The sequence below is a fragment of the Kitasatospora sp. NPDC042419 genome (assembly GCF_056437345.1).
Genome location: NZ_JBWKAW010000001.1, coordinates 688,901 through 713,821 on the forward strand (window position 1 = coordinate 688,901; position 24,921 = coordinate 713,821).

At 73.4% G+C, this 24,921-nt stretch carries 24 protein-coding genes; 11 read left to right on the top strand and 13 right to left on the bottom strand.

The window, feature by feature from the left end:
• Positions 1 to 49: 49 nt before the first annotated feature.
• From AC067J_RS03050 to AC067J_RS03060, 3 genes are all read right to left on the bottom strand, one after another.
• Entirely contained in the window at positions 50 to 841 is a 792-nt protein-coding gene (locus AC067J_RS03050; RefSeq protein WP_478296200.1) for a DUF4097 family beta strand repeat-containing protein, read from the bottom strand.
• A 140-nt stretch (positions 842 to 981) separates the two neighbouring features.
• Positions 982 to 1,626: a response regulator gene (locus tag AC067J_RS03055; RefSeq protein WP_478296201.1), complete on the bottom strand. Its 645-nt coding sequence runs from the start codon at positions 1,624 to 1,626 to the stop codon at positions 982 to 984.
• Positions 1,614 to 2,843 carry a sensor histidine kinase gene (locus AC067J_RS03060; RefSeq protein WP_478296202.1) on the bottom strand — a complete coding sequence of 410 codons (1,230 nt, stop codon included), beginning with the start codon at positions 2,841 to 2,843 and terminating at the stop codon, positions 1,614 to 1,616. Before AC067J_RS03060 ends, AC067J_RS03055 begins: the two co-directional genes overlap by 13 nt.
• A gap of 134 nt (positions 2,844 to 2,977) precedes the next feature.
• Here AC067J_RS03060 and AC067J_RS03065 point away from each other — a divergent pair, with 134 nt between their 5' ends.
• Positions 2,978 to 3,667 carry a hypothetical protein gene (locus AC067J_RS03065; RefSeq protein WP_478296203.1) on the top strand — a complete coding sequence of 230 codons (690 nt, stop codon included), beginning with the start codon at positions 2,978 to 2,980 and terminating at the stop codon, positions 3,665 to 3,667.
• A 446-nt stretch (positions 3,668 to 4,113) separates the two neighbouring features.
• Here the strand turns inward: AC067J_RS03065 and AC067J_RS03070 are convergent, their stop codons facing one another.
• Positions 4,114 to 5,064: a helix-turn-helix transcriptional regulator gene (locus AC067J_RS03070; protein WP_478296204.1), complete on the bottom strand. Its 951-nt coding sequence runs from the start codon at positions 5,062 to 5,064 to the stop codon at positions 4,114 to 4,116.
• Between the two features lie 101 nt (positions 5,065 to 5,165).
• Between AC067J_RS03070 and AC067J_RS03075 the strand changes: the two genes are divergently transcribed.
• Positions 5,166 to 6,644 carry an MFS transporter gene (locus AC067J_RS03075; protein WP_478296205.1) on the top strand — a complete coding sequence of 493 codons (1,479 nt, stop codon included), beginning with the start codon at positions 5,166 to 5,168 and terminating at the stop codon, positions 6,642 to 6,644.
• A gap of 200 nt (positions 6,645 to 6,844) precedes the next feature.
• On the opposite strand, the gene AC067J_RS03080 is transcribed toward AC067J_RS03075, so the two are convergent.
• The 3 genes from AC067J_RS03080 to AC067J_RS03090 form a co-directional block, all read right to left on the bottom strand.
• A complete protein-coding gene (locus AC067J_RS03080; RefSeq protein WP_478296206.1) occupies positions 6,845 to 7,111 on the bottom strand; it encodes a hypothetical protein in 267 nt (88 codons plus the stop codon).
• Positions 7,104 to 7,667, bottom strand: coding sequence for an RNA polymerase sigma factor (locus tag AC067J_RS03085; protein ID WP_478296207.1), 564 nt, complete (start codon positions 7,665 to 7,667; stop codon positions 7,104 to 7,106). The genes AC067J_RS03080 and AC067J_RS03085 overlap by 8 nt, the downstream gene beginning before the upstream one ends.
• 339 nt (positions 7,668 to 8,006) lie before the next feature.
• A complete protein-coding gene (locus AC067J_RS03090; RefSeq protein WP_478296208.1) occupies positions 8,007 to 8,456 on the bottom strand; it encodes an ATP-binding protein in 450 nt (149 codons plus the stop codon).
• A 150-nt stretch (positions 8,457 to 8,606) separates the two neighbouring features.
• Here AC067J_RS03090 and AC067J_RS03095 point away from each other — a divergent pair, with 150 nt between their 5' ends.
• Positions 8,607 to 9,947 carry a hypothetical protein gene (locus tag AC067J_RS03095; RefSeq protein WP_478296209.1) on the top strand — a complete coding sequence of 447 codons (1,341 nt, stop codon included), beginning with the start codon at positions 8,607 to 8,609 and terminating at the stop codon, positions 9,945 to 9,947.
• A gap of 134 nt (positions 9,948 to 10,081) precedes the next feature.
• Positions 10,082 to 10,852 carry an SMI1/KNR4 family protein gene (locus tag AC067J_RS03100; RefSeq protein WP_478296210.1) on the top strand — a complete coding sequence of 257 codons (771 nt, stop codon included), beginning with the start codon at positions 10,082 to 10,084 and terminating at the stop codon, positions 10,850 to 10,852.
• A gap of 32 nt (positions 10,853 to 10,884) precedes the next feature.
• On the opposite strand, the gene AC067J_RS03105 is transcribed toward AC067J_RS03100, so the two are convergent.
• Positions 10,885 to 11,292: a VOC family protein gene (locus AC067J_RS03105; RefSeq protein ID WP_478296211.1), complete on the bottom strand. Its 408-nt coding sequence runs from the start codon at positions 11,290 to 11,292 to the stop codon at positions 10,885 to 10,887.
• A gap of 196 nt (positions 11,293 to 11,488) precedes the next feature.
• On the opposite strand from AC067J_RS03105, the gene AC067J_RS03110 reads away from it, so the two are divergent.
• Both AC067J_RS03110 and AC067J_RS03115 read left to right on the top strand, forming a co-directional pair.
• Positions 11,489 to 12,070, top strand: a complete 582-nt coding sequence (locus tag AC067J_RS03110) for an NADAR family protein (RefSeq protein ID WP_478296212.1) — start codon at positions 11,489 to 11,491, stop codon at positions 12,068 to 12,070.
• A 199-nt stretch (positions 12,071 to 12,269) separates the two neighbouring features.
• Positions 12,270 to 13,814 carry a hypothetical protein gene (locus AC067J_RS03115; RefSeq protein WP_478296213.1) on the top strand — a complete coding sequence of 515 codons (1,545 nt, stop codon included), beginning with the start codon at positions 12,270 to 12,272 and terminating at the stop codon, positions 13,812 to 13,814.
• A 251-nt stretch (positions 13,815 to 14,065) separates the two neighbouring features.
• Here the strand turns inward: AC067J_RS03115 and AC067J_RS03120 are convergent, their stop codons facing one another.
• Positions 14,066 to 15,448 carry a glycine--tRNA ligase gene (locus AC067J_RS03120; RefSeq protein WP_478296214.1) on the bottom strand — a complete coding sequence of 461 codons (1,383 nt, stop codon included), beginning with the start codon at positions 15,446 to 15,448 and terminating at the stop codon, positions 14,066 to 14,068.
• Between the two features lie 191 nt (positions 15,449 to 15,639).
• Here AC067J_RS03120 and AC067J_RS03125 point away from each other — a divergent pair, with 191 nt between their 5' ends.
• From AC067J_RS03125 to AC067J_RS03140, 4 genes are read left to right on the top strand one after another with little or no spacing between them, the layout of a single operon-like run.
• Positions 15,640 to 16,635 (top strand): metal ABC transporter substrate-binding protein, encoded by a 996-nt coding sequence (locus tag AC067J_RS03125; protein ID WP_478296215.1) that lies wholly within the window; start codon positions 15,640 to 15,642, stop codon positions 16,633 to 16,635.
• A gap of 17 nt (positions 16,636 to 16,652) precedes the next feature.
• Entirely contained in the window at positions 16,653 to 17,420 is a 768-nt protein-coding gene (locus AC067J_RS03130) for a metal ABC transporter ATP-binding protein (protein WP_478296216.1), read from the top strand.
• Complete coding sequence (locus AC067J_RS03135; RefSeq protein WP_478296217.1) at positions 17,417 to 18,337, top strand: metal ABC transporter permease; 921 nt, start codon at positions 17,417 to 17,419, stop codon at positions 18,335 to 18,337. Before AC067J_RS03130 ends, AC067J_RS03135 begins: the two co-directional genes overlap by 4 nt.
• A 35-nt stretch (positions 18,338 to 18,372) precedes the next feature.
• Positions 18,373 to 18,783: a Fur family transcriptional regulator gene (locus AC067J_RS03140; RefSeq protein ID WP_327676752.1), complete on the top strand. Its 411-nt coding sequence runs from the start codon at positions 18,373 to 18,375 to the stop codon at positions 18,781 to 18,783.
• A 73-nt stretch (positions 18,784 to 18,856) separates the two neighbouring features.
• On the opposite strand, the gene AC067J_RS03145 is transcribed toward AC067J_RS03140, so the two are convergent.
• The 4 genes from AC067J_RS03145 to leuA all read right to left on the bottom strand — a co-directional run bounded on the left by AC067J_RS03145 (position 18,857) and on the right by leuA (position 23,523).
• Positions 18,857 to 19,696: an isoprenyl transferase gene (locus AC067J_RS03145; protein ID WP_478296218.1), complete on the bottom strand. Its 840-nt coding sequence runs from the start codon at positions 19,694 to 19,696 to the stop codon at positions 18,857 to 18,859.
• 4 nt (positions 19,697 to 19,700) lie between these two features.
• The gene (gene recO / locus AC067J_RS03150; protein ID WP_478296219.1) at positions 19,701 to 20,447 is read right to left on the bottom strand and encodes a DNA repair protein RecO; all 747 of its coding nucleotides are present in this window, start codon (positions 20,445 to 20,447) and stop codon (positions 19,701 to 19,703) included.
• A gap of 346 nt (positions 20,448 to 20,793) precedes the next feature.
• Positions 20,794 to 21,303, bottom strand: coding sequence for a TerB family tellurite resistance protein (locus AC067J_RS03155; RefSeq protein WP_478296220.1), 510 nt, complete (start codon positions 21,301 to 21,303; stop codon positions 20,794 to 20,796).
• Between the two features lie 423 nt (positions 21,304 to 21,726).
• Positions 21,727 to 23,523 carry a 2-isopropylmalate synthase gene (gene leuA, locus AC067J_RS03160; RefSeq protein ID WP_478296221.1) on the bottom strand — a complete coding sequence of 599 codons (1,797 nt, stop codon included), beginning with the start codon at positions 23,521 to 23,523 and terminating at the stop codon, positions 21,727 to 21,729.
• A gap of 330 nt (positions 23,524 to 23,853) precedes the next feature.
• On the opposite strand from leuA, the gene AC067J_RS03165 reads away from it, so the two are divergent.
• Positions 23,854 to 24,873 carry a M4 family metallopeptidase gene (locus tag AC067J_RS03165; protein WP_478296222.1) on the top strand — a complete coding sequence of 340 codons (1,020 nt, stop codon included), beginning with the start codon at positions 23,854 to 23,856 and terminating at the stop codon, positions 24,871 to 24,873.
• The last annotated feature ends 48 nt before the right edge of the window (positions 24,874 to 24,921 follow it).

A 24,921-nucleotide genomic window follows, 5' to 3' on the forward strand; every position in this document is an offset into this window, starting at 1 on the left:
GGTGGGCGCGGGCGCGGTGCCGCGGCGGGTTGCCGGTCGCGGTCGCGGGTCAGCCCCCCGACGTGGCGCCGGGAACGGAGAGGACCGTCACCGAGCCGGAGGTCACCGAGACCCGGACCTGGTTGGTGCTGGACTGGTCCGCCAGCAGCGGGTCGATGTGGCGGGAGCCCGACACGATGCCTCCGTTGAACCGGTAACCCGAACCGCGCGGCAGGCCCAGCGTCACCGCCCCGGACGTCGCCCCGATGTCCACGACCTGCGGCGGCCGGACGAACGACAGGTCGACCGAGCCCGAGGTCGCCCGCACCTCCGCGGAGGCGGAACCGAGGCCCGTCGCCTTCACCGACCCCGAGGTGGTGCTCAGGGCCACCGGCCCCGGGAGGTCCGTCAACCGGATCGACCCCGAGGTGGAGTCGAGCCGCACCTCCCCGGTCACCCTGGTCACCTCCACACTGCCGGAGGACCCGGAACCCTCCACGGAGACGCCGGCCGGCACCTCAAGCTCGATCTGCGCACCGCAGCCGAGCTCGGCCGCCGGTATCACCTGGTTGCAGCGCATCCCGACCCTGAGGTCGGTCCGGTCGAAGAGCACCGAGACGATCGGCGGGCGGATCATCCAGTCCAGCTCCTGCCGGACCACCACCCTCCCCTCCTGCCCCGGCCGGATCCGGACGGTCGCCGGGCCGGTGTCCAGCACGACCCTGGTCACGGCCACCGGGTACGACTTCTCCGATTCCCTCCGCTGCTGCACGACCATCGCCCACGTCTGCACCGCGCCGACGACCAGCGTCACGACCAGCGCCAGCAGCCCGAGCACCCGCCAGACCCGGTACCCGCGCACGGGCGGCTCCTGCCGCCCGCCCCGCCCCCGCCGCCGGGCGGTCGGCTCTCCCCTCTCTTCTCTCTCTTCTCTCTCTTCTCTCTCTCGTCCCGTCCGCCGCTCCTTCTCCCTCTCCTGCTCCCTCGCACGGTTCGGCACGGCTATCCGACCTCCAGGAAGCGCAGCACCGCCAGCACCCGGCGGTGGCTGTCGTCGGCCGGCGGCAGGTCGAGCTTGGCGAAGATCGAGTTGATGTGCTTGGCCACCGCGCTGTCGCTGACCACCAGGGAGCCGGCGATCGCGGCGTTGGACCGGCCCTCCGCCATCAGGCCCAGCACGTCCCGCTCCCGCGGGGTCAGCCGCTCCAGCGGATCGCGGTGGCGGCGGACCAGCAGCTGCGCGACCACCTCCGGGTCCAGGGCGGTGCCGCCCTCGGCGACCCGCTGCAGGGCCTCCACGAAGTCGTCCACATTGGCCACCCGCTGCTTGAGCAGGTAGCCGACCCCGCTGGTGTTGGTGGCCAGCAGGTCGGCGGCGTACCGCTCCTCCACGAACTGGGAGAGCAGCAGCACCGCCACCTCCGGCCACTGCCGGCGGATCAGCAGCGCGGCCCGGACGCCCTCGTCGGTGTAGCCCGGCGGCATCCGGACGTCGGCCACCACCACCTTCGGGCGGTGCTCCTCGACCGCGGCGAGCAGCGCCTCGGCGTCCCCGACCGCGGCGGCCACCTCGAAGCCCACCGCCTCCAGGACCTTGACCAGCCCGACCCTGAGCAGGACCGAGTCCTCGGCGATCACAGCACGCACGGCAACTCCACGGTGATGGTGGTCGGGCCCCCGAGGGGGCTGAGAACGGAAAGGGTGCCGTCGACCGAGGCGGCGCGCTTGCGCAGACCGGTCAGGCCGGTGCCGCGCGAGGCGTCCGCGCCGCCCACGCCGTCGTCGCTGATGATCAGGCGCAGCTGACCGCCGGCCGTCCGCACCGAGAGGCTCACCCGGGAGGCCCTGGCGTGCTTGGCGACGTTGGTCAGCGCCTCGGAGACGGTGAAGTAGGCGACCGCCTCGACGGTCGGGGCTATCCGCTCGGCCAGGTCGACGTCCAGCCGGACCGGGAGCGGGGCGCGGGCCGCGATGCCGGAGAGCGCCGCGTCCAGGCCGCGGTCCTCCAGGACGGCCGGGTGCAGGCCGCGGACCAGGTCGCGCAGTTCGTCGATGGCCGCCTGGGCCTCCTCGTGCGCCTCGACGATCACCTGCATGGCCTCGGGCGGGACGTCCTTGAGGGTCCGCCGGGCCAGGCCCAGGTTCATCGCGAGCGAGGTGAGGCGCTGCTGGGTGCCATCGTGCAGGTCGCGCTCGATCCGGCGGCGCTCGGCGTCGACGGCGTCGACCAGGCCGGCCCGGCTCTCGACCACCTCCTCGATCCGGTGCTCCAGCGCCTCCGCCCGGCCCGGACCGAGCAGGCGCACCGCCGCGACCTCCTCCAACCGGGCCAGCAGGGCCACCGCGAAGGGCAGCACGGCGAGCAGGGCGAGGCCGCCCGCGGTGACCGGCACGTCCAGCTGGAGCCACCGCTGCCGCACCGGGTTGGAGAGCGGCATCAGCCAGGCCCAGCCGAGCACGGTGCTCGCGACCAGGGCCGCTCCCCAGGCGTAGACGGCTGTCATCGCGCCGATCGCGAGCAACGGCCCGACCAGCAGGTGGTACCCGACCTGGCGCCAGCTGATCCCGGTGCGCAGCCTGGTCAGCAGCCCCTGCGGGAGGCCGGCCGGCCTCAGCAGCGGTCGCACCTCCACCCCGCGCAGCACCCGCAGCCGGCTGCGCTGGGCAGCCGTCAGCAGGCGCAGGGAGATCAGGACCAGGCCCAGGAGGAGGAAGGTCGACTTCGGGATCACGGCGGCGACCACCACCGGCAGCGCCGGCGGGATGCCGGAGGCGATGAAACGGGTGTCCCGCCAGGCGGCGGCCGACCACGGGGGCCGGGCGGCGCTCCTGGCGAGCGCGCGGCGCAGCGTCGTGGAGGGCATGGCCGACAGCCTAGGGCTGCATGATCGTCACCCACCATGAAGGGTGCTGCCGAAAAAGGGTGTACCTGGGTACACCCCCAAGTCGGACCGGCGCACTACCGACAGCTACGGCCGCCGACGCCAGGCTTGTCGGTATGACGAGCACCGCATCGCACTCCGCTCACCCGCCGCACGGGCACCACGCCTGCTGCCCGGAGCACCTCGCCGCGGCCGCCGTCGCCGAGGGGCGGCTGCCGGTCGGACCGGCGAGCCCCTCCACCGTGCCCGACGGTCCGGCAGAGCTCGGCGGTCCGACCGGGCTCGGCGGTCCGACCGGGCCCTGGTCGGTCCGCAGCGTGCGGGCCGGTCGCAGCCGCGGCCGTACGGCGCTGGAGCTGTACGAGTACGGCGAGCTGGTGGACGTGCTGGTGGCGTCCCGGCTCGGCGGCGGGCTGCTGCGCGGCGCCCGGTCGTGGGCGGTCCCCGGCGGGGCCGGTTGCACGGTCGCCGGTCGGTTCGCGGACGCCGGGCGGTTCGCTGACGCCGGCAGGCAGCGGCTCCGGCACGGACTGGCCTGGGGGCGGCTGCCGCGCGGCGGGGCGGCGCCGTCCGTCGGGTTCACCGCCGGGCGGCTGCTGCGGTGGCCGGGGCGGCCGGCCCCGGTCGTCGAGGTGGCCGAGGTGGTCACGGTGGCCGGGGAGTTGTGGCTGGCCTGGGCCGAGGGCGTGTTCGACGGTGTGCTCGTCGAGGCGACGGACGGCACCGCGGCCGAGCGGCGCCCGCTGGACCGGGTCCGCCACCGGGTCGCGGCGGCCGCTCCGGTCGGATTCGGGGGTGCGGCATGAGCACCGCCGTCCTCACGGGCCGGCCGGGCGGGCGGCTGCCGTGGTCCTTCCCCGTCACCCTCGGCGCCCGCGCCGAGCGGGTGCCCGCGTTGGCCGCTTTGGCGCTGCTGCCCTGGCTGGCCGTGCTCGCGGCCGCAGGCGAGACGGCGTGGGTCGTCCTCGACCTGCTCGAACTCTCCGCCCTGCTCCGCCTGGACGCCCTGCTGCGCCACCGCAGCCCGGCCGCGGTCCGGCCCGCCACCGTGGTCGCCCTGCTTCTCACCTCGGACGCCCTGTTCGACATCGCCACCGCCGCGCCGGGTCACGAGACGCTCGCCGCGCTCGTGATGGCCGGCTGCGTCGAGCTGCCGCTGGCCGCCCTCTGTCTGGCCCTCGGCCTGGCCCGGGCCGCCGGCAGATCCACCGGCAGGCCCGCCCGCCGGTCCGCCGGCAGGGCCGCCGACCGGTCAGCGCGGCCGCGCCGCCGCCGGCGTCCGGGCCGGAAGCCGGGCCGTCAGCGCGCGGGTCTCCTCGTCCCGAGGGGTGTAGACGATCATGCGCGGGCCCTGGCGCGGTCCGAGCCAGAGGCTGGTGTACTCGAACCTCAGCAGGCCCACCTCCGGTACGAGGAAGCGCTTCAGCCCGTTGCCCGGTCGCAGGACGTCGTGCCGCTGCCAGGCCGCGTCGAAGTCGGGGGACGCCTTGCGGAGCCGGCAGAGCAGCGTCCGCCAGGCGGGCTCGGCACCGTGCTCGCCCATGCCCGAGCGGAAGCGGGCCACCATGACGTCCCGCTCGTACTCGTGGTCGACCAGCACGTCGTGGAAGCGCGAGGGGGTGAACGCCAGCCACATCAGGTTGCGGTCCTCGTGCGGCAGCGCCTCCAGGTCGCCGACGATCCCGGTGTACTGCGCGTTGCAGGCGAGCACGTCGTAGCGGGAGTTGATCACCGCGGCCGGGTAGGGCGCCATCTGGTCCAGCATCATCCGGATGCCCGGCGTCACCGTCGGGCACTCCACCACCGGCGTCGGGTCCTCGGCACCGGCCAGCGCGAACAGGTGGGACCGCTCGCTCGGATCGAGGATCAGGGCCCGGGCCACCGCGTCGAGCACCTGGACGGACACCTGGATGGCCCGCCCCTGCTCCAGCCACGTGTACCAGGTCACGCCGACGGCAGCGAGCTGCGCCACCTCCTCGCGGCGCAGCCCCGGAGTCCGGCGGCGACCGGTCATCGGCAGGCCCACCTGCTCGGGGGCGATCCGCTCACGGCGGCTGCGCAGGAAGGCCGCCAGCTCGTTCCGGCGGGCATCGGCGGCGGGTACCTTGCCCTTGTTCCCAGCGGTGGCCGTACCGGGCACGGTCGTGCCGGTCGTCGTGCCGGTCGTGGCGCTGTCCTTCGCGGCGGCAGTCGTCAGACTCATCCCCCCAGCATGCGCCACCCGTCATCCTGTTGCCAGGTACTTCTTATACCTGGATAAGCACACTCTGGTACCAGGGTCCGAGGCGGCGGATCGTATGACCCGTGACCCAACAACTCGCCGTCGCCAAGTCCACCGCCGGACCGGCTGCTTCCACCCCCGCCCCCACCACTGCCACTGCCCCCGCCGCTGCCGCCACCCGCTCCTCGCTCGGCACCGCCGGACTGGTCACCGTCCTGCTCGGGGCCTTCCTCCCGATGCTGGACTTCTTCATCGTCAACGTCGCCCTGCCGACCATCGACCACGACCTCGCCGCCGGCCCCGCCGTCCTCGAACTGGTCGCCGCCGGGTACGGCATCGCCTTCGCCGTCCTCCTGGTCCTCGGCGGCCGACTCGGTGACATCTACGGCCGCCGCCGCCTCTTCGTCGTCGGTGCCGCCGCCTTCGCGGTGACCTCCCTCGCCTGCGGGCTCGCCCCCGGCGCCTGGACGCTGGTCGCCGCCCGCGCCGCCCAGGGCGCCTCGGCCGCCCTGCTGGTCCCCCAGGTCCTCGGCACCATCACCGCCGCCACCCACGGCGCCCGGCGCGGCCGTGCCCTCTCGATCTACGGCGCGGTCGGCGGCATCTCGGTGGTGATCGGCCAGGTACTCGGCGGGATCCTGGTCGCCGCCGACGTCTTCGGCACCGGCTGGCGCTCGATCTTCCTGCTGAACGTCCCCTTCGCCCTGCTCACCGTGGTCCTCGCCTTCCGCTACGTCCCGGAGAGCCGGGCCGAGCAGGCCGCCGAGGTCGACGTCGCCGGCACCGTCCTGCTCACCGCCGCCATGCTCGCCCTGCTGGTCCCGCTGATGGAGGGCCGTGCCGCCGGTTGGCCGCTCTGGTCCTGGCTGCTGCTGGCGCTGTTCCCCGTCTTCGCCGCAGCCTTCGTCCTGGTCGAGCTGCGGGCCGAGCGGCGGGGCGGATCCCCGCTGGTGCCGCCCTCTCTGCTGCGCATCCCCGAGATGCGGCGCGGTCTCGGCATCGCCCTCCCCTACTTCGGCGGCTTCGGCGGCTTCATGTTCGTCGTCGCCGTCGCCCTCCAGCAGGGCCTCCACCTCGGCCCGGTCGCGGCCGGCTGGGCGCTGGTCCCGATGGCGGTCGGCTACTTCACCGCCTCGCTCGCCGGCCCCCGCCTGATCGGCCGCTTCGGCAGCCGCGTCCTCACCGCCGGCGCCGTCGTCCAGGCACTCGGCCTCGCCACCCTGGCGGTCACCGTCCTCGCCGACTGGTCCCACTTCTCGCCGCTCCGGATGGCGCCCGGCGTCGCCCTCGCCGGCATCGGCCAGGGCCTGATCGGGACCCCGCTCTTCCGCGTCGTCCTGTCCAAGGTCCCCGCCGCCCGGGCCGGCGTCGGCAGCGGCGTCCTCGCCACCAGCCAGCAGGCCAGCCTGGCACTCGGCGTCGCCACCCTCGGCACCCTCTACCTGGCGCTCTCCCCGACGCTGGGCCTGGACCGCGCCCTCGCCCTCTGCCTGGGCATCCAGCTCCTCGGCTCCTTCACCATCCTCTACCTCACCCTCCGCCTCCCCCGCTCCATCGGGTGAGGCCGGGTGCGACTCATTCGCATGAGAGCGACGCGAACTACACCATGGGGCGGGCTCCTTGGGCCCCGGCGTCGCCCACGTCGCCGCCGGAGGCCCCGTGCGGCGGGGGCATCGGGATCACCCGTGACAACAGGGTGATCCCGAGGCCCCCGCCACCCGCCCCGGTCCGACGTACCCGCCGCATCGTCCTCCCGGCGTGCTCAGCCCGGTCGGCCGGTGGTGAGCGTGCAGTGGCCGTCCTCGCAGGAACGCTTCACCCGGCCCCGCGAGACGGTCTCCAGCAGCCCGATCGCCCAGCACGTCGGGCAGCCCCGCAGGGCGAGCAGGCCGACCGGCAGGAGCAGCAGGGCGAGCAGGCCGACCACCGGGATCAGCGCGAACGCACCGATCAGCGACCCGAAGCCCACCGCGCCACGCGCCAGATGACGGGGCAGCGAGGCACTCGCGAAGCCCGAACCGTCAGTCATCGCCACCTCCCGGAAGCGGCCGGGCACCGTCCCGCAGCGTCTGCCGGACGGCCGCACGGGCACGGTGCAGCCGCGACTTCATCGCGGCGCTGCTCAGGCCCAGCACATCGGCGACCATCCGCCCGCTGAGGCCCTGCACGTCCCGCATGACCAGCACGCGGCGCTGGTCGTCCGGGAGCGCCGCGATGGCCGCCGCCACCCGGCCCGCCTCCAGCCGGTCCAGCACCTCGTCCTCGGCCGACGGGGCGACGTCCTCCTCGATCTGCGGCCGGTCGCGCAGCAGCATGCGCGCCCGGCGCAGGCACTCGTTGCGGACGATCCGGAACGTCCACGACGCGAGGGCGCCGGAAGCCTGCAGCATCCCGATCTTCCGGTACAGGATGATCAGCGCCTCCTGCGCCGCGTCCTCGGCGTCCTGCGGCGAGCTGCAGAGCGACCGCGCGAACCGCTGCACGTGCGGGTGCGCCCCCGACACCAGCGCGGTCAGCGAATCGACGTCGCCCCGCTGTGCGGCCCGGACCAGCCGCTCCCCCGGCCAGGCGACGGACTCAGCCACGGCCCCGCCCCCGCTTCCGCAGCACGACCACACTGCAGGTGCACAGCAGCACCACGGCCACGGCAATGGCGATTCCGACGATCATGACAACCTCCCGGGTCCAGCCCCCGACGTTCGTCGGAGACATTCATAGGAGGCCCGTCCCGGGTCAAAGGATTCAGCCCCGCCGCAGATTCTTCCGCGCCTCCCGCGCGGCACCCCCACGGCCCCCACGGCACCCCCCACGGCGACCGGACGAGGCCGCCGGTCGGGGCGTCCCCGCCCCGGAGCGCGAGCAGCGACGGCCGGCGGGTCGCCTGCCGGGAGGATCCGTCCCACGAGGACGGGGCAGGCCGGCCGTCAGGCGGACTGGGTGGCCAGGGGGCGGGGCGCCGGGGCGGGGGCGGGGAGGTCGGGGGCGTAGGTGAACCAGACGACCTTGCCGGTACCGGCGGGTTCCCAGCCCCAGGCGGCGGCCAGGGCCTCGACCAGGAGGAGGCCGCGGCCGTCGGTGGCGTCCGGGTCGGGGGCGGCGGCCTGAGTGGCCCGGCGGAGGGTCGGGCAGGTGTCGGCGACCTCGACGCGCAGGAGGGAGGACACCCACCGGACGGTGACCGTGCAGCGGCCGCCGGCGTGTTCGACGGCGTTGGCGATCAGCTCGCCCGCACACAGCTCGACGTCCGCGAGGGCGTCGTCCGACAGCGGCAGCGCCCAGGCGCGGGCGGTGTCGGCGACGTGGCGGCGCGCCTCCGGGACGGCGGCCGGGTCCGGCGGGACGTCCCTCGCACAAGGCGTTCCGCATGTGATCACTGTTGCTCTCCGTCTCTGCGAAGTCCCTTGCGAATCCGACCGCTCCGCCACCCGTGAGGCTGACATCCATTCAACGCGGGTACACAGGACGGAAGAACCGGCGATGCTGGTCGGAGCGTTGAACCGGTTGAACGAAGGACGGGGATCGCGATGGCGAGACGACCGCGCACACCCAACACCGGACTGGCCGCGCTTCTCCTCCAGGCCCGCTGGGGCAACGACCAGCTCGCCCGGGCGGTGAACCGGGTCGGCGCGGAGCAAGGCCTGGGCCTCACGTACGACAAGTCGTCCGTCTCGCACTGGCTCTCCGGCGCCCGCCCGCGTGCGGAGGTGCGCGAGGTGGTCCGGGAGGCGTTCGCGCGCCGGCTCGCGCGCCCGGTGACACCGGAGGAGACCGGGTTCGGCGACCCCGTCCAGCAGGGCGGGAGCACCCTCTCCGATCTGATGTCGATCGGCAAGGCCGACATGGACCCGTCCCGCCGGGGCGTGCTCTCCGCCGGGCTGTACTCCATCGCGCTGGCCCTCCCGGTGTTCGACGACCCCGAGGCCGCCGACCGGATCGCCCGCGCGAACGCCGGACGCACCGTGCGGATCGGGCCCGGCGAGGTGGAGACCGTGCGGGCGATGACGGGCCGGATCGCGGGCATCCTCGACGAGTTGGGCGCCGCCCACGCCCGGCCGATGGCGGCGGCGTTCCTGGTCAACTCGGTCGGACCGTGGCTCCGGGCCTCCGGCAGCGAGCAGGTGAAGGCCGACCTGCTGGCGGCCGCGGCGGACCTCACCTACCTGACCGGCTGGACGGCCATGTACGAGACCGCCCACGGGCTGGGGCAGCAGTACTACGTCCAGGCGCTCAAGCTCGCCCGCGAGGCCCAGGACCACGTCACCTACTGCCGCACCCTGCGCGGCATGGCCCTGCAGGCGTCACACCTCGGCTACGGCCCCCGCGCGCTGGAGCTCGCCGACTCCGCCGCCGAGGCGGCCCCGGCGGCCGGCCCGCGCCTGCACGCCTTCCTGGCCGGCCAGCAGGCGCACGGCGCGGCCATGGTGAAGGACCGGCGGCAGGCGTTCGCGCGGCTGGCCGAGACCGAGACGGCGCTCGCCAGGGCGGACGGCCGCAACGACGCGGTCGGCGGCTACGACCAGGCCGCCTACCACTTCCACGTCTCGCACGTCCTGTACGAACTCGGCGACCTCTCCGGGTCGGTGAAGGAGTTGCAGCTCTCCAACCGGGCCCGCCCGGCCAACGAGAAGCAGGGCCGGGTGCACGCCAACGGGCTGCTCGCCCGGCGCCAGATGGAGCTGGGCCACGTCGAGGCGGCCTGCGCGACGTGGCACGCCTTCCTGGACGACTACGTCACCCTCAGCTCCGTCCGCGGCGACGAGCACTTCCGCGCGCTCGGCACGTCGCTGACCGCCCGCCCGGGAGCCGGGGCGGTCCACCGGCTCCGGCAGCGGGCCGGCGAGGTGTCCCGCCAGAAGTCCGCCTAGCGGACCGGCCCGCCCGCGCCGCCCGACCCCAACCCCGGCCCCGGCCCGGCCCCACCCCCGGCCCCGGCCCGGCGGCCGACGGCGGTGCGAGGAGCCGCCGCCCGGTGACGGACCCCCCTGGCAGACTCGGCGCCATGCGACCGGACCTGACCCTGCTGCGCGAACTCGTCGAGGACTCACCGGAGCTCGGGCGGAAGCCGACCCGCGCCGTACCGGAGGAGGAGGTCCGCGGCGCCGAGACGCGGATCGGGGTGGCACTGCCGCCGTCGTACCGGTGGTGGCTGACCGAGTTCGGCCGGGGCCGGATCCACGGGGCGGAGCTCGCGACGACCGTGCCGTCCGGGTTCGCCGAGGACACGTACGAGGCGGTCGACGCGCCCTGGCGGCGGACCGCCGACCGCCTCTGCTTCGCCACCGAACCCGACTGCGGCGACCGGTACCACTTCGCCCTCGACCAGGCGGGGGAGGCCGGGGCGGGCGAGTTCCCGGTGGTGCGCCGCGACGGCCTCGACGGCGAGGAGCACCCCGAGGCGGAGTCGTTCGCGGGGTTCCTGGCCGTCCGCACGGCACGTTCGCGAGGGCTCGGCGACGGCCCCAACCCCACGATCGCCCGCCTGTGGCGGTCGACGCCGGGCGTGCTGCTCGACAGCGGCGTGCTCGTGTACGGGCCGCACGGCATCCGGGAACGCAACGAGACCTTCGAGGTGGCCCGGTACGCTCCCGAGTGGGTGCTGATCGGAGACGACAGCGGGGGCTCCGGACTGTTCATGCGTCGCCACGGCCGCGACCGCACCCGCGTGTACCGCCTCGGCCTGGGCGCGATCGACGAGAACGTCGAGCTGGAGGGCGAGTTGGTGACGGACGACCTGCTCACCTGGCTGGAGGAGGCCGGCACCGCCGCCTGAGCCGCCCCCGGCCCCCTCCGCCGCAGCGTGCGCTACTCCCCGAGTTCGGTGAAGAGGGTCAACTGGAGGGCGCCGGGGGCCTCCAGGCGGGAGTTGAGGGAGTTCCAGGGGGTGCGGACGGGCTCGGCGATCACCTCGGCCCCGGCGGCGGCGAGCTTGGCGGTGGTGGCCGTCGAGTCGTCGACCTCGAACGCGACCCGGATGTGGCCGGCCACCCGCCGCCCGACCTCGACCTCGTCGATGAAATCGGCGTGCCCCGGATCGGCGATCTCCAGGGTGGCGCGGCCGGCTTCGAGGATGGTGACCCGACCGTCCGGGGAGGAGAAGGCACCGCGCTCGGGCAGGCCGAGGACGTCACGGTAGAAGTGGAGCGCCTGCTCGTAGTCGGCCGCCGTGACCACCAGGCGGAGCTCACGGACGGCGGGGGTTTCGTCGGTCATGCCTGCTCCTTGCGGATGTGCGGATGTGCGGATGTGCGGAGGTACTGAGGTCGGGCCACGGATCACGGATCACGGCTACGGAACCGTGAACCGCCCGCCTCCCGGGCCGATTCCCGCACCGGTCCCCGGGGCGCGCACCGACGCCCTGTTGGAAAAACCGTGGCCCCCGAACACCCCTTTGTGTCAGCATGACGATATGAGCAACGAACTGGTCGACGACCCCACCGACACCCGCAACCGCGCCGACCTGACGGCCCTGGTGGCGATCGGCGTCGAACCCGAGTGGCTGATGTTCTGGGGACACCAGGCGCAGCAGGAGGGGTCGCTCGGGCCGGGGGTCCTGAGCCAGTGGTGGCCGGAGCGCCCGTTCACCGTCGACGGGATCGAGTACGCGACCGCCGAGCACTGGATGATGGCGGGCAAGGCGCGGATGTTCGGGGACGAGGGCACGCTGGCCCGGATCCTCCGGGCCGCGAGCCCCGCCGAGGCGAAGAAGCTGGGGCGGCAGGTCAGGGGGTTCGACGACGCGGCCTGGACGGCCGGGCGGTTCGAGCTCGTGGTGCGCGGCAACGTCGCCAAGTTCGGTCAGGACGAGGCACTTCGCGCGTACCTGCTGGGGACCAGGCGGCGCGTCCTGGTGGAGGCCAGCCCGGTGGACCGGATCTGGGGCATCGGGCTCGCCGCCGACGACGTGCGGGCGCAGCAGCCGGCGGCCTGGCGCGGGGAGAACCTGCTCGGTTTCGCCCTGATGGAGGCCCGGGAGCGGCTGGCCGGGTGAGCACGGTCGCGCCCGTCCCGGGTGGCACGGCGACGGCGCCACCGGAGGGCGCGCGCGCCGTGCCGGTCGCGACTCTCGCGCCGTCCGCGCCCTCGGACTCCACTCGCAAACCTCTGGACGCACTGCCGTAACGCGGTCGCCGTATACCGACGCCAGGATGACCTGCAGTCAGGGCCTAGTTGGACAGGTTGCGGTGATCATGCGTACACGGCACACAGAACAACCCCTTTCCCCGGGATCGGGATCGGGCACGGACGCGGGCACGGGCGCAGGTGCGGACGCGAGTACGGGCGCGAACGCACAGGCGGGCGGGAGCGCGGGCGGCACCGAGCAGGACGCGCTGGAACTACGCGCCGAGCTGGACGAGTTACTGCGCGCCCGCCAGTACGCGGCCCAGCGCGAGCGCCGGCTCTTCGAGGCCGTCCGGGCGCTGCCGGAGCGGCAGCGGCCGGACGGCGAGCTGCTGCGGCAGCTCGCCCAGGCGCGGACGCTGCGTGAGGGCCTCGGGACCCGCTGCCTGGAGCTGAGCGACCAGCTGAAGGCCCTGGAGGACCGGCTGCGACAGCCTGCTCCGCGTCGACGGATACCCCAGCAGCCCACCGGGGCGCGGTTCGGCGCAGGCGCGTACGACGAGGCGCCCGCCCCGTCGGCGCCTCCCGCTCCCCCGCAGGCGCCGCGCGCGACCGGAGCCCGGTTCGGCCGGCCCCGCGCCGCCGAAACCCCGACGGCCACCGGACCGGCAGCACAAGCGGGACCGGCGGGACCGGCAGGACCGGCCGGCCCGACGAGGCAGACCGGACGGGCCGGACAGGCCGGACAGACGAGGCCGTCGGGACAGGACTGGCCGACGGGTGCCCCGGAGGGGACCACCGCAGCCGCGCCCCCACCGCCCCCGGTCGCCGAACCGCCCCGCCGCCGCTCCCCCGGCGAGCTCACGGCCCTCGCCGAACGCATCACCGCCCTGTACCAGCAGGCCGCGCACCACCAACCCGCACCGCACCAGGCGACGCACCACCAAGCGACGCACCACCAGGGGGCGCAGCACCAGGCCGCCCCCCAGGAGGCCGACGACCTGCTCGCCCGGGCCGCCGCCCACCTCACCCCGCCCGACACCGCCGGTCTGGCCGCCCTGCTGGCCCGCCGCGGCCCGACCGGCGCCTCGGTCCGGCTCGCCCGGAGCGCCGCCCAGGGCACCCCGGAGCACGCCGCGGCCACCTTGGCCGAGCTGCGCCAGGCCGGACTGGCCGAGGAGGCCACCGACCTGTTCCACGCGCTCTGGTCCTACCCGGTCACCGCGCTGCCCGCCCTGCTGGACGCGCTGGAACGGGCCGGACAGCACGCCGACGGCGCCACCCTGCTCTGGGAGTGGGGCTCCGCCCCGACCGCCGACCTGGCCGCCCTCGCCACCCGTCTCCACGGGGCGGACCGCGCCGCCGACGTCCGGACGCTGCTCCGCCAGGCCGCGAGCCGGCCCACCGCCGACCTGGTCGACCTCGTCACCAGCCTCGCCCCGCCGCTCCCCGGCCTGCTGCTGGGCGAGCTGGCCGCGCTCCGCCCGCCGGCCGAGCTGGTCCGGCTGGCCGCCGCACTGAGCGCGGCCGGCAGCCGGCAGCTGTACGACGAGCTGCTGACCGCGCTGCTCGCGGACACCGCCCGCCACCGCACGACTCTCGCGGCACTCCGCACGGCGGGCCTGCCCACCACTCCGGCGCCTCCGCCCCGCTCCCGCTGGGGCCGCCGGTAGACCCCGGCGCCACGGCCCCGGAGCTACACAGCCACGTCACCGCACGGCCCCGGCACCGTACGGAGCCGGCCACCCGCCCCCGTACGGCCCCGGCCGCCGCCCACCGGTGGCACCGACGCGAAGAGCCCCCGCCCGCCCGAAGGCGAACGGGGGCTCCCGCGGCAGAGGACCAGCAGCCGTCAACCAGCGACCAGCACCTGGCAACCGGCGTCAGGCATCAGCCATCAGCCATCGGCATCAGCCGAAGAAGGTCAGCAGCCGATGAGCCGCGCCGCCAGGTACGACTTGACCTGGTCCAGCGAGACGCGCTCCTGCGCCATGGTGTCGCGCTCGCGCACGGTCACCGCGTTGTCCTCAAGGGTGTCGAAGTCGACGGTGACGCAGAACGGCGTGCCGATCTCGTCCTGGCGGCGGTACCGCTTGCCGATCGCGCCGGCGTCGTCGAACTCGACGTTCCACGCGGTGCGCAGGTCGGCGGCCAGGCCGCGGGCCTTCGGGGAGAGGTCGGCGTTGCGCGACAGCGGCAGCACGGCGACCTTGACCGGGGCGAGCCGCGGGTCGAGCCGCATGCCGACGCGCTTCTCCATGACGCCCTTGGCGTTCGGCGCCTCGTCCTCGAAGTAGGCGTCGATCAGGAAGGCCAGCATGGCGCGGTTGAGACCGGCTGCCGGCTCGATGACGAACGGGAAGTACCGCTCGCCGGACTCCTGGTCGAAGTACTTGAGGTCCTGGCCGGAGGCCTCGCTGTGCACCGTCAGGTCGTAGTCGGTGCGGTTGGCGATGCCCTCCAGCTCGGAGAACTCGGTGCCGCCGAAGTTGAAGCGGTACTCGATGTCCACCGTGCGCTTGGCGTAGTGGGAGAGCTTCTCCTTCGGGTGCTCGAACAGGCGCATGTTGTCGGTGCGCAGGCCGAGGCCGACGTACCAGTCCCAGCGCTGCTGGAGCCAGTACTCGTGCCACTGCTCGTCCTCGCCAGGCTTGACGAAGAACTCCATCTCCATCTGCTCGAACTCGCGGGTCCGGAAGATGAAGTTGCCGGGGGTGATCTCGTTGCGGAAGCTCTTGCCGACCTGGGCGATGCCGAACGGCGGCTTCTTGCGCGAGGTGGTCTGGACGGCCTTGAAGTTGGTGAAGATGCCCTGGGCGGTCTCCGGGCGCAGGTAGGCCAGGCCGCTCGCCTCCTCGGTGACGCCGAGGTGGGTCTTCAGCATGCCCGAGAAGTCCTTGGGCGAGGTGAACTGGCCCTTGACGCCGCAGTCGGGGCAGTTGACGTCCTGGAGGCCGTTCGGCGGCGGGAAGCCGTGCTTGGCCTCGTACTTCTCCTCCAGGTGGTCGGCCCGGTGGCGCTTGTGGCAGGAGAGGCACTCGGTCAGCGGGTCGTTGAAGGTGGCGACGTGGCCGGAGGCCTCCCAGACCTCGCGGGCCAGGATCACCGACGAGTCGAGTCCGACGACGTCCTCACGGGCCTGGACCATCGCGCGCCACCACTGGCGCTTGATGTTCTCCTTGAGCTCGACGCCCAGCGGCCCGTAGTCCCAGGCGGCACGCGTGCCGCCGTAGATCTCGCTGCAGGGGTAGACGAAGCCACGGCGCTTGCTCAGGCTGACGATCGTCTCGATCTTGTCGGCTGCCACAGTGCTCTCTTCAGTACGTACGGCACGGTCAGGGCACGGCTGGTTGCGCGTACCCGAATACCTCAGGTTACCGGCCATATGGGTACAGGGTTCAAATCGGTATCGCCGGTACCTGCCCACCCATCGTCACCGCCCGTTCACCCGTCCGAGTGATTTGACAATCATTTCCATCTAATCTGAGAATGGTTGTCATGATGATCCGACGACGTACTCGCAGTGCCATAGCCCTGACCGCCACCGCCCTCACCGCCGCCCTCGCCCTGACGGCCTGCGGCAGCGGCGGCAGCGCCCAGGGCGCGGACGGCAAGCTGAACGTCGTCGCCTCCTTCTATCCGATGGAGTTCCTCGCCACCCAGATCGGCGGCGAGCACGTCAAGGTCACCGGCCTCACCGCCGCCGGCGTCGAGCCCCACGACCTGGAGCTCACCGCCAAGCAGGTCGCGAACGTCAAGAAGGCCGACGCGGTCGTCTACCTCAAGGGCCTCCAGCCCACCGTCGACAAGGCGGTCGCCGACTCCGGCGCCAAGCACAAGGTCGACGCCACCGCCGCCAGCCCGCTGGAGGACCACCACCTGGCGGAGGGCCACTCCGAGGGCGACGGCCACGACCACGACGAGGCCGCGGGCGACCCGCACATCTGGCTCGACCCGACCCGCTACGCGGCGGTCGCCAAGAGCGTCGGCGCCGAACTGGCCAAGGCCGACCCGGCGCACGCCGCCGATTACCAGAAGAACACCGACGAGCTGGTCGGCAGGCTCACCACCCTGGACCAGGAGTTCCGGGACGGGCTGAAGGACGCCAGGACCCGCACCTTCGTCACCAGCCACGCCGCCTTCGGCTACCTCGCCGAGCACTACGGCCTCACCCAGGTCGCCATCAACGGCGTCGACCCGGAGTCCGAGCCCACCCCGGCCCGCCTCGCCGACGTGCAGAAGGCCGCCAAGGAGAACGGCGTCACCACGATCTTCTTCGAGACCCTGGTCAGCCCCAAGCTCGCCGACACCGTCGCCAAGGACCTCGGCCTCAAGACCGCCGTCCTGGACCCGCTGGAGGGCGTCAAGGACCCGGCCAAGGACACCTACCTCACGGTCATGAAGCAGAACCTCACCAACCTCCAGGCCGCCCTCGGCGCGACCGCCGGCACCACCGGAACCGCCGGTGCCACCGGCACCAGCGCCACCAGCTGACGGGACGACACCACGCCATGACCTCCCCGACACCCCCGGCCGTCCGCCTGCACGACGCCGTCGCCTCGCGCGGCGGCCGGCCGGTGCTGCGCGGCGTCGACCTCACCGTCCGCCCCGGTGAGGTCGTCGCGCTGCTCGGCGCCAACGGCTCCGGCAAGTCCACCACCGTCAAGGCCGTCACCGGCGCCGTCCCGCTGGAGCGCGGCGGGCTGGAGCTGTTCGGCACCCCGCTCGCCCGGTTCCGCTCCTGGCACCGGATCGGGTACGTGCCGCAGCGCACCACCGCCGCCTCCGGCGTCCCGGCCACCGTCCGCGAGGTCGTCTCCACCGGACGGCTGCCGCTGCACCGGCTGCTGCCGTTCCGCCGCCAGGACCGCATCGCCGTCGACCGCGCCCTGGCCGCCGTCGGCATGCTGGACCGGGCCGGCGACGGCGTCGCCGACCTCTCCGGCGGCCAGCAGCAGCGGGTGCTGATCGCCCGCGCCCTGGCCGGCACCCCCGACCTGCTGATCATGGACGAGCCGATGGCCGGGGTGGACGCCGCCAGCCAGCAGGTGCTCGCCGACACCCTCCGCACCGAGGTTGCCCGCGGCGCCGCCGTCCTGCTGGTGCTGCACGAACTCGGGCCGCTGGAGCCGCTGATCGACCGCGCGGTGGTGCTCCGCGACGGCTGCGTCGCGCACGACGGCCCGCCCGTCCCCAACACCGGCCTGCACGCCCTGCCCGGCCACGACCACGTCCACCCGCACGCCGATCTTCACCACACCCGGGGACTGCTGGCATGACCGAGATGCTCAGTTACGACTTCATGCAGCGGGCGCTGCTCGCCGCCGTCCTGGTCGGCGTCACCGCGCCCGCCGTCGGCATCTACCTCGTCCAGCGCCGCCAGGCCCTGCTCGGCGACGGCATGGGGCACGTCGCGATGACGGGCGTCGGCCTCGGCTTCATCTTCAACACCAGCCCGGTCTGGATGGCCGTGCTGGTCTGCGTGCTCGGCGCCGTCACCATGGAACTGGTCCGCTCGCGCGGCAACCAGCGCGGCGACATCGCCCTCGCGATGCTCTTCTACGGCGGCATGGCCTGCGGCAAGCTGCTCGTCTCGAAGTCCGCCCAGGCCGGGGCCGGCTCGCTGGAGAGCTACCTCTGGGGTTCCATCCTGACCGTCTCCCCCTCCGACCTGGCCACCATCGCCGCGCTCGGCGCCGTCGTCATCGCCGTCACCCTCGGCCTGCGCCGCCAGCTCTTCGCGATCTGCCAGGACGAGGACTTCGCCAAGGTCACCGGCGTGCCGGTGCGGTTCCTCAACCTGCTGCTCGCCGTGATGGCGGCGGTCACCGTCACCGTCGCCATGCGGGTGGTCGGCCTGCTGCTGGTCAGCGCGCTGATGGTGGTCCCGGTGGTCGCGGCCCAGCAGCTCACCCGGTCGTTCGCCGCCACCCAGGCCGGCTCGATCGCGGTCGGCGTGCTCGTCGCACTGGCCGGCGTCACCGGCTCCTACCACCTGGACGTGCCCTCCGGCCCGGCCATCGTGCTGCTCGCCATCGCCGTGTTCGCGGTGTTCAGCGCGGTCGCCGCACCGCTGGCCCGGCGCAGGCACCGGAACACCCCCGACACGGGGCCGCAGGTCTGCGACGTCCAACTGCCCGGCCCGGACCGGTCCGACGCGACCGCTCCGACGCCGAGTGCGGGGCTGGCACAATGAGGTGCGAGACGCCCACCACCCCAGGAGGACCCACGGTGACCACCGCAGGCCCGTCGCCGCGTGCCCGCTCGACCCGGCAGCGCGCCGCCGTCTCGGCGGCCCTGGACGAGATCGAGGACTTCCGCAGCGCGCAGGAGCTCCACGACATGCTCAAGCACCGGGGGGACTCGGTCGGCCTGACCACCGTCTACCGGACCCTGCAGTCGCTCGCCGACGCCGGCGAGGTCGACGTCCTGCGCACCGCCGACGGCGAGGCCGTGTACCGCCGGTGCAGCAGCGGACACCACCACCACCTGGTCTGCCGGCAGTGCGGCGCCACCGTCGAGGTCGAGGGCCCGGCGGTGGAGCGCTGGGCCAACTCGGTCGCCGCCGAGCACGGGTTCAGCGACATCGCGCACACCCTGGAGATCTTCGGCACCTGCGCGGAGTGCGCCAAGAAGGCCTGAACCGGCTTACGCCGAAGGGCCCGTGGGAGGCTTCCCACGGGCCCTTCCGCACACCCTCGCCGTGCCCGCGGGCTCAGCGCTGTGCCGGCACCTCGGGCCCGGCCTGGACCTCGTTCGGCACCGCCCCGCCGAACCGGCGGTCGCGCATCGCGTACTGCTCGCAGGCCCGCCAGAGGTCCCGGCGGTCGAAGTCCGGCCAGAGCACGTCCTGGAACACGAACTCGGCGTACGCCGACTGCCAGAGCAGGAAGTTCGACGTCCGCTGCTCGCCGCTCGGGCGCAGGAAGAGGTCCACGTCCGGCATGTCCGGGTGGTACATGTACTTGGCGAGGGTCTTCTCGTTGACCTTCTTCGGGTCCAGCTTCCCCGCCGCGACGTCGGCCGCGAGGGCCGCCGCGGCGTCCGCGATCTCGGCCCGGCCGCCGTAGTTGACGCACATGTACAGCGTGACGGCGTCGTTGTCCTTGGTCTGCTCCTCGGCGACCTGGAGCTCCTGGACGACGCTCTTCCAGAGCTTCGGCATCCGGCCGGCCCAGCGGACCCGCACGCCCATCGCGTCCATCTCGTCCCGGCGGCGGTGGATGACGTCCCGGTTGAAGTTCATCAGGAACTTCACCTCGTCGGGCGAGCGCTTCCAGTTCTCGGTGGAGAACGCGTACAGCGAGATGTTCTTCACGCCGAGCTCGATCGCGCCCCTGAGGACGTCGAGCACCACCGACTCGCCGACCTTGTGTCCCTCGGTGCGCGGCAGTCCCCGATCCTTGGCCCAGCGGCCGTTGCCGTCCATGACGATCGCCACGTGGTCGGGTACCAGCTCGCCGGGGATCTTCGGGGGCCGGGCGCCGCTGGGGTGCGGGGTCGGGGGGAGGTACTCCCTCTGCTTGCCGCCGCCGAAGAGCCGTCGCGCTGCCATGTGCTCACTTCTCCACGTATCTCATCGAGCGGATGCCCCGCTCCAGGTGCCACTGCAGATAGGCCGCGACCAGGCCGCTGCCCTCCCGCCAGTACCTCGGCTCGCAGGCGTCGGCCGTCTGCCAGTCCCCTGACAGCAGCGCCCCGAGCAGTACCAGTGTCTCAGGGGAGGGTACGGCACATCCGGGCACTCGGCAGTCCGGACAGAGCACCCCGCCCGCCTGGAGCGAGAAGAACCGGTTGGGGCCCTCCAGGCCGCATTTGGCGCAGTCGTCGAAGGTCGCACCGTACCCGTTGACCGCCAGCGAGCGCAGCAGGAAGGCGTCCAGCACCAGGTGCGACTCGTGCACGCCGGCGGCCAGCGTGCGCAGTCCGCCGACCAGGAGGAGGTACTGCTGGACGGCCGGCTGGCCCTCGTTCTCGGCGAACCGTTCCGCCGTCTCCAGCATGGCGGTGCCGGCGGTGTAACGGCCGTAGTCGGTGACGATCGAGCCGCCGTACGGGGCGATGGTCTCCACCTGGGTGCAGAGCGGCAACCCGCGGCCGATCAGCTCACTCCCGCGGCTGAAGAACTGCACGTCCACGTGCGAGAACGGCTCCAGGCGCGCGCCGAACTTGGACTTGGTCTTGCGCACCCCGCGCGCCACCGCGCGCACCTTGCCGTGGTGGCGGGTGAGCAGGGTGATGATCCGGTCGGCCTCGCCGAGCTTCTGCGCCCGGAGCACCACGCCGTCGTCCCGGAACAGGCTCATGCCACCGCCTCGCCGCGGCCGTCGAACAGTGTGGACATCCCACCATTGTCCCCCACCGGCGGGGGCAGCCGTGTGCCCGCACCGGGGCCGTGGGGGGACGCCCGATCGGTGCGGGTCACGGCGGGCCCCGGAGGGGGGTAGGGCCCGTTTGTGGGGGTCCGGGGGTCGGCCGGGGGTCTTCCTCACGGGCCGACGGGAGGCGCCTCCGGGAGACGCCGACAGGAGGCTCCGGCGGGAGGCGCGGAGCGGAGACGGAACGAACTGGAGGACGGAAGGGAGGAGAGGACGGAACGGGAACGGGTCGGAACGGGGTCAGGGAACGGAAACGGGGCGGGACCTGGCGGGCCTAGTGCGAGGTGCGGGTCGCCGCCTCCAGCAGCGCCCCGACCCGTGCCTGCGGCAGGTCCAGACATCGCCCGACGGCGGCCAGCGCGTCCCGCTCCTGCGGCCGGTACCGGCCGTCGGCCAGCGCGATCGCCGCCCCCTGGAGCAGCAGTCGTTCGCGGCCCTGGTGGGCCAGGTGCGGGGCGAGCGGTTCGAGTGCCGCGTGCAGCTCCACGGCCAGTCCGCCGGCCATGCCGTGGGCGTCGTAGAGCTCGCCCCCGAGGCCGGAGAGCGCGGCGAGGGCGGCCAGCACCTGGGCCTCGCCGCAGTCCTCGAAGCCGGCGTCCCGGACGGCCGCGCAGGCCGCCTCGCGGGCCGCGCGGTGCGCGGTGCCGCCGGCCGCCAGCACGGCGAGCGCGACGGTGTACTGCGCGTCGCGCAGCATCCCGCCCAGACGTACGCAGGTGGGCTGTTCCAGGCTCTCCACCCCGAACCGGCCGTGGCAGCTGGTGCACTGCACACTGCCGACCACCGGGCCGAGCGGAAACACCGGGGTGCCCAGCAACCGCAGCCACCGCCGGCCGTGCTGCCGGCGGTAGTTGCGGTCTCCGCCGCAGCCCGGGCAGAAGAAGTCACCGAGAACGTCAGTCCGCCACCGCGGGCGAACACCCCACATCCCTGTCACGGCGCCACTCCCCAGACATGGCAGGCGGCCTGCACAACAATGGGCAGGTCACGCGACCGGCCACCGGGCCGTCCCACCGACCCGGCTTACCGGTGGGACGATGTTGCCACGGTTGCCGACACGTGTCAGTACCTCGAACGGCTCGATCACCGAAAAAATGTGGCGCAGGCCACAGCTTCCGCGCCGGGGCCGCCCGCCTCCCCGCCCCGGCCTCCGGAAACGCCGCCGGGCCGCCCCGCGGGACGGCCCGGCCACTACCACTCGTACGAACTACCCTCGCTGCGCCCGGTTGACGGCGCTGATCATCGCCTTCAGCGAGGCCAGCACGGTGTTGCCGTCGATGCCCACGCCCCACAGCACCCGGCCGTCCACCGCGCACTCGACGTACGCGGCGGCCTGGGCGTCACCGCCCTCGCTCAGCGCGTGCTCGGCGTAGTCCAGCACCCGGACGTCCACGCCGATCCGGCCCAGCGCGTCCGCGAACGCGGAGACCGGGCCGTTGCCGGTACCGGACAGGACGACCGGCACGCCGTCCACCACGGCCTCGGAGGTCAGCGCGTCCCGGCCGTCCTCGGTGGTCAGGGTGCGCGAGCCGCTCAGCGAGATCCGGCCCCACGGGTTGGCCGTGGTCGGCAGGTACTCGTCCTCGAAGACCGCCCAGATCGCGGCCGGGGTGACCTCGCCGCCCTCGGCGTCGGTCTTGGCCTGGATGATCCGGGAGAACTCGATCTGCATCCGGCGCGGCAGGTCCAGCTTGTGGTCGTTCTTCAGGACGTACGCGACGCCGCCCTTGCCGGACTGGCTGTTGACCCGGATGACCGCCTCGTAGGTGCGGCCGACGTCCTTCGGGTCGATCGGCAGGTACGGCACGCCCCAGGTGTGCTCCTCGACCGGCACGCCGGCCGCCCTGGCGTCCGCCTCCAGGGCGTCGAAGCCCTTCTTGATGGCGTCCTGGTGCGAGCCGGAGAAGGAGGTGTACACCAGGTCGCCGGCGTACGGGTGGCGCGGGTGCACCTCCATCTGGTTGCAGTACTCGGCGGTGCGGCGGACCTCGTCGATGTCGGAGAAGTCGATCTCGGGGTCGATGCCCTGCGAGAACAGGTTCATGCCCAGGGTGACCAGGTCGACGTTGCCGGTCCGCTCGCCCTGCCCGAACAGGCAGCCCTCGATCCGGTCGGCGCCGGCCATGTAGGCCAGTTCGGCGGAGGCGACGGCGGTGCCCCGGTCGTTGTGCGGGTGCACCGACAGGCAGACGAACTCGCGCCGCGACAGGTTGCGCGACATCCACTCGAACTGGTCGGCCTGGACGTTCGGGGTGGCCCGCTCGATGGTGGCCGGCAGGTTCAGGATGATCTCGCGGCCCTCGCCGGGCTGCCAGACGTCCATGACCGCCTCGCAGACCTCCAGCGCGAAGTCCAGCTCGGTGTCGACGAAGATCTCCGGCGAGTACTGGTAGCCGAAGACGGTCTCCTCGCCCAGCAGCTTCTCGGCGTACTCCATCACCAGCCGGGTGCCGTCGGTCGCGATCGCCTTGGTGGCCGCCCGGTCGTTGCGGAACACCACCCGGCGGAACAGCGGCGCGGTCGCGTTGTACAGGTGGACGGTCGCCCGCGGGGCCCCGACCAGCGACTCGACGGTCTTCTCGATCAGCTCCTCGCGGGCCTGCGTCAGCACCGAGATGGTGACGTCCTCGGGGATCGCCCCCTCCTCGATCAGCGAGCGGACGAACGCGTGGTCGGTGGCCCCGGAGGAGGGGAAGCCGACCTCGATCTCCTTGTAGCCCATCCCGACCAGCAGGTCGAACATCTGCCGCTTGCGGGCCGGGGACATCGGGTCGATCAGCGCCTGGTTGCCGTCCCGCAGGTCGGTGGAGAGCCAGCGCGGCGCCTTGCTGATCACCTTCGACGGCCAGGTGCGGTCCGGCAGGTCGACGGTGCCGAACGGCAGGTAGCGGCCGTGCCGCATGCCGGACGGCTGCTGGCGTACGGACGCGGAGGTGATCGGGGTGGGGCGGTCGACGAAGGCACGGGCGCCGGGGACGGACGCGGCGGAGCTCTGCTCGGTCATGGAGGTGAGTCTCGGCTTCCTGTGATGCGGGGCTGGTCGGGGTGGGGTGGTCACCCGACTCGGCCGGCCTGCTGCCGCTCGCGACCCGCCATTGGATCGCCCGATTACGCGCGCAGCACAGTCCCCGCGGCGAGGGAGCCGGCCCTGGTGGACTACAGGCCCTCGACGCGGCAGCTAAGAAGAAGCAGCCCAATGCGCATGATGGTCCCCAGCGTAACCCAGGGCCGCGCGCCCCCGAAGTGAGCCGGGCTGACATTCCACCCCTTGAGACGGCGCACGGTTCCGTCCGCGCCGGTGACAACACGTCATCGATGCCTCACTCTTGGCCACATGACAGCCGAACCGCCGCTCTGTGCGATCGTTCCGCCGTACGTCCTGGACCGCCTCTCCGATGACGGTCACGCGCCCGCCGCCCGCTCCCTCGCCCTGGACGCCGTGCACCGCGCCACGCGGCTCACCGCCGTTCCACGACAGCCCGCCGCCGACCGCCTGGAGCGGGTGATCTCGGACGCCGGGCACCGCGAACGCCTGCCCGGCCGGACCGTCCGCCGGGAGGGCGAGGCCCCCCTCTCCGACCAGTCCGTCAACCACGCCTACGACGGGCTCGGCGCCACCTACGCGCTGTTCTCCGACGTGTACGGGCGGCACTCCATCGACGACCAGGGCCTGCGCCTCGACGCCACCGTGCACTACGGCCGGGACTACGACAACGCCTTCTGGGACGGCCACCGGATGGTCTTCGGCGACGGCGACGGCGAGGTGTTCGGCGACTTCACCGCCTGCATCGACGTCATCGGCCACGAACTCGCCCACGGTGTCACGCAGTTCACCGCCGGTCTGGAGTACCGGGGGCAGTCCGGCGCGCTCAACGAGTCGGTCTCGGACGTCTTCGGCTCGCTGGTCAAGCAGTACGGACTGCGCCAGGACGCCGCCGACGCGGACTGGCTGATCGGCGCCGGACTGCTCGCCCCCGGCGTGCAGGGGGTCGCGCTGCGCTCGATGAAGGCGCCCGGCACCGCCTACGACGACCCCCGGCTCGGCAAGGACCCGCAACCCGCCCACCTGCGCGACTACGTGCACACCGCCCAGGACAACGGCGGCGTGCACATCAACTCGGGCATCCCCAACCACGCCTTCTACCTGCTGGCCACCGCGCTCGGCGGCCCGGCCTGGGAGCGCGCGGGAAGGATCTGGTACGACGCGCTGACCGGCCGCCGGCTGCCCGCCGACGCCGACTTCACCGCCTTCGCCCGGGCCACCGTGGCCGCCGCCCGGGCCCGCTACCCGGAACCGGAGGTGGCCGACACCGTGACCGCGGCCTGGGCGAAGGTGGGCATCAGCCCGGGTTGAGCCGCGCTTAAGTCAAGGTCCGGGAAAACCCCGGCAAACGGCTTCTCC

Excerpts from the sequence above, each read along its gene's own strand:
- AC067J_RS03145 (WP_478296218.1), bottom strand. The coding sequence starts at position 19,696 with ATGGCAGCGCGACGGCTCTTCGGCGGCGGCAAGCAGAGGGAGTACCTC.
- AC067J_RS03110 (WP_478296212.1), top strand. The coding sequence starts at position 11,489 with ATGAGCAACGAACTGGTCGACGACCCCACCGACACCCGCAACCGCGCC.
- AC067J_RS03165 (WP_478296222.1), top strand. The coding sequence starts at position 23,854 with ATGACAGCCGAACCGCCGCTCTGTGCGATCGTTCCGCCGTACGTCCTG.
- AC067J_RS03080 (WP_478296206.1), bottom strand. The coding sequence starts at position 7,111 with ATGACTGACGGTTCGGGCTTCGCGAGTGCCTCGCTGCCCCGTCATCTG.
- AC067J_RS03135 (WP_478296217.1), top strand. The coding sequence starts at position 17,417 with ATGACCGAGATGCTCAGTTACGACTTCATGCAGCGGGCGCTGCTCGCC.
- AC067J_RS03115 (WP_478296213.1), top strand. The coding sequence starts at position 12,270 with ATGCGTACACGGCACACAGAACAACCCCTTTCCCCGGGATCGGGATCG.
- AC067J_RS03095 (WP_478296209.1), top strand. The coding sequence starts at position 8,607 with ATGGCGAGACGACCGCGCACACCCAACACCGGACTGGCCGCGCTTCTC.
- AC067J_RS03100 (WP_478296210.1), top strand. The coding sequence starts at position 10,082 with ATGCGACCGGACCTGACCCTGCTGCGCGAACTCGTCGAGGACTCACCG.
- AC067J_RS03130 (WP_478296216.1), top strand. The coding sequence starts at position 16,653 with ATGACCTCCCCGACACCCCCGGCCGTCCGCCTGCACGACGCCGTCGCC.
- leuA (WP_478296221.1), bottom strand. The coding sequence starts at position 23,523 with ATGACCGAGCAGAGCTCCGCCGCGTCCGTCCCCGGCGCCCGTGCCTTC.
- AC067J_RS03125 (WP_478296215.1), top strand. The coding sequence starts at position 15,640 with ATGATGATCCGACGACGTACTCGCAGTGCCATAGCCCTGACCGCCACC.
- AC067J_RS03065 (WP_478296203.1), top strand. The coding sequence starts at position 2,978 with ATGACGAGCACCGCATCGCACTCCGCTCACCCGCCGCACGGGCACCAC.
- recO (WP_478296219.1), bottom strand. The coding sequence starts at position 20,447 with ATGAGCCTGTTCCGGGACGACGGCGTGGTGCTCCGGGCGCAGAAGCTC.
- AC067J_RS03070 (WP_478296204.1), bottom strand. The coding sequence starts at position 5,064 with ATGAGTCTGACGACTGCCGCCGCGAAGGACAGCGCCACGACCGGCACG.
- AC067J_RS03060 (WP_478296202.1), bottom strand. The coding sequence starts at position 2,843 with ATGCCCTCCACGACGCTGCGCCGCGCGCTCGCCAGGAGCGCCGCCCGG.
- AC067J_RS03105 (WP_478296211.1), bottom strand. The coding sequence starts at position 11,292 with ATGACCGACGAAACCCCCGCCGTCCGTGAGCTCCGCCTGGTGGTCACG.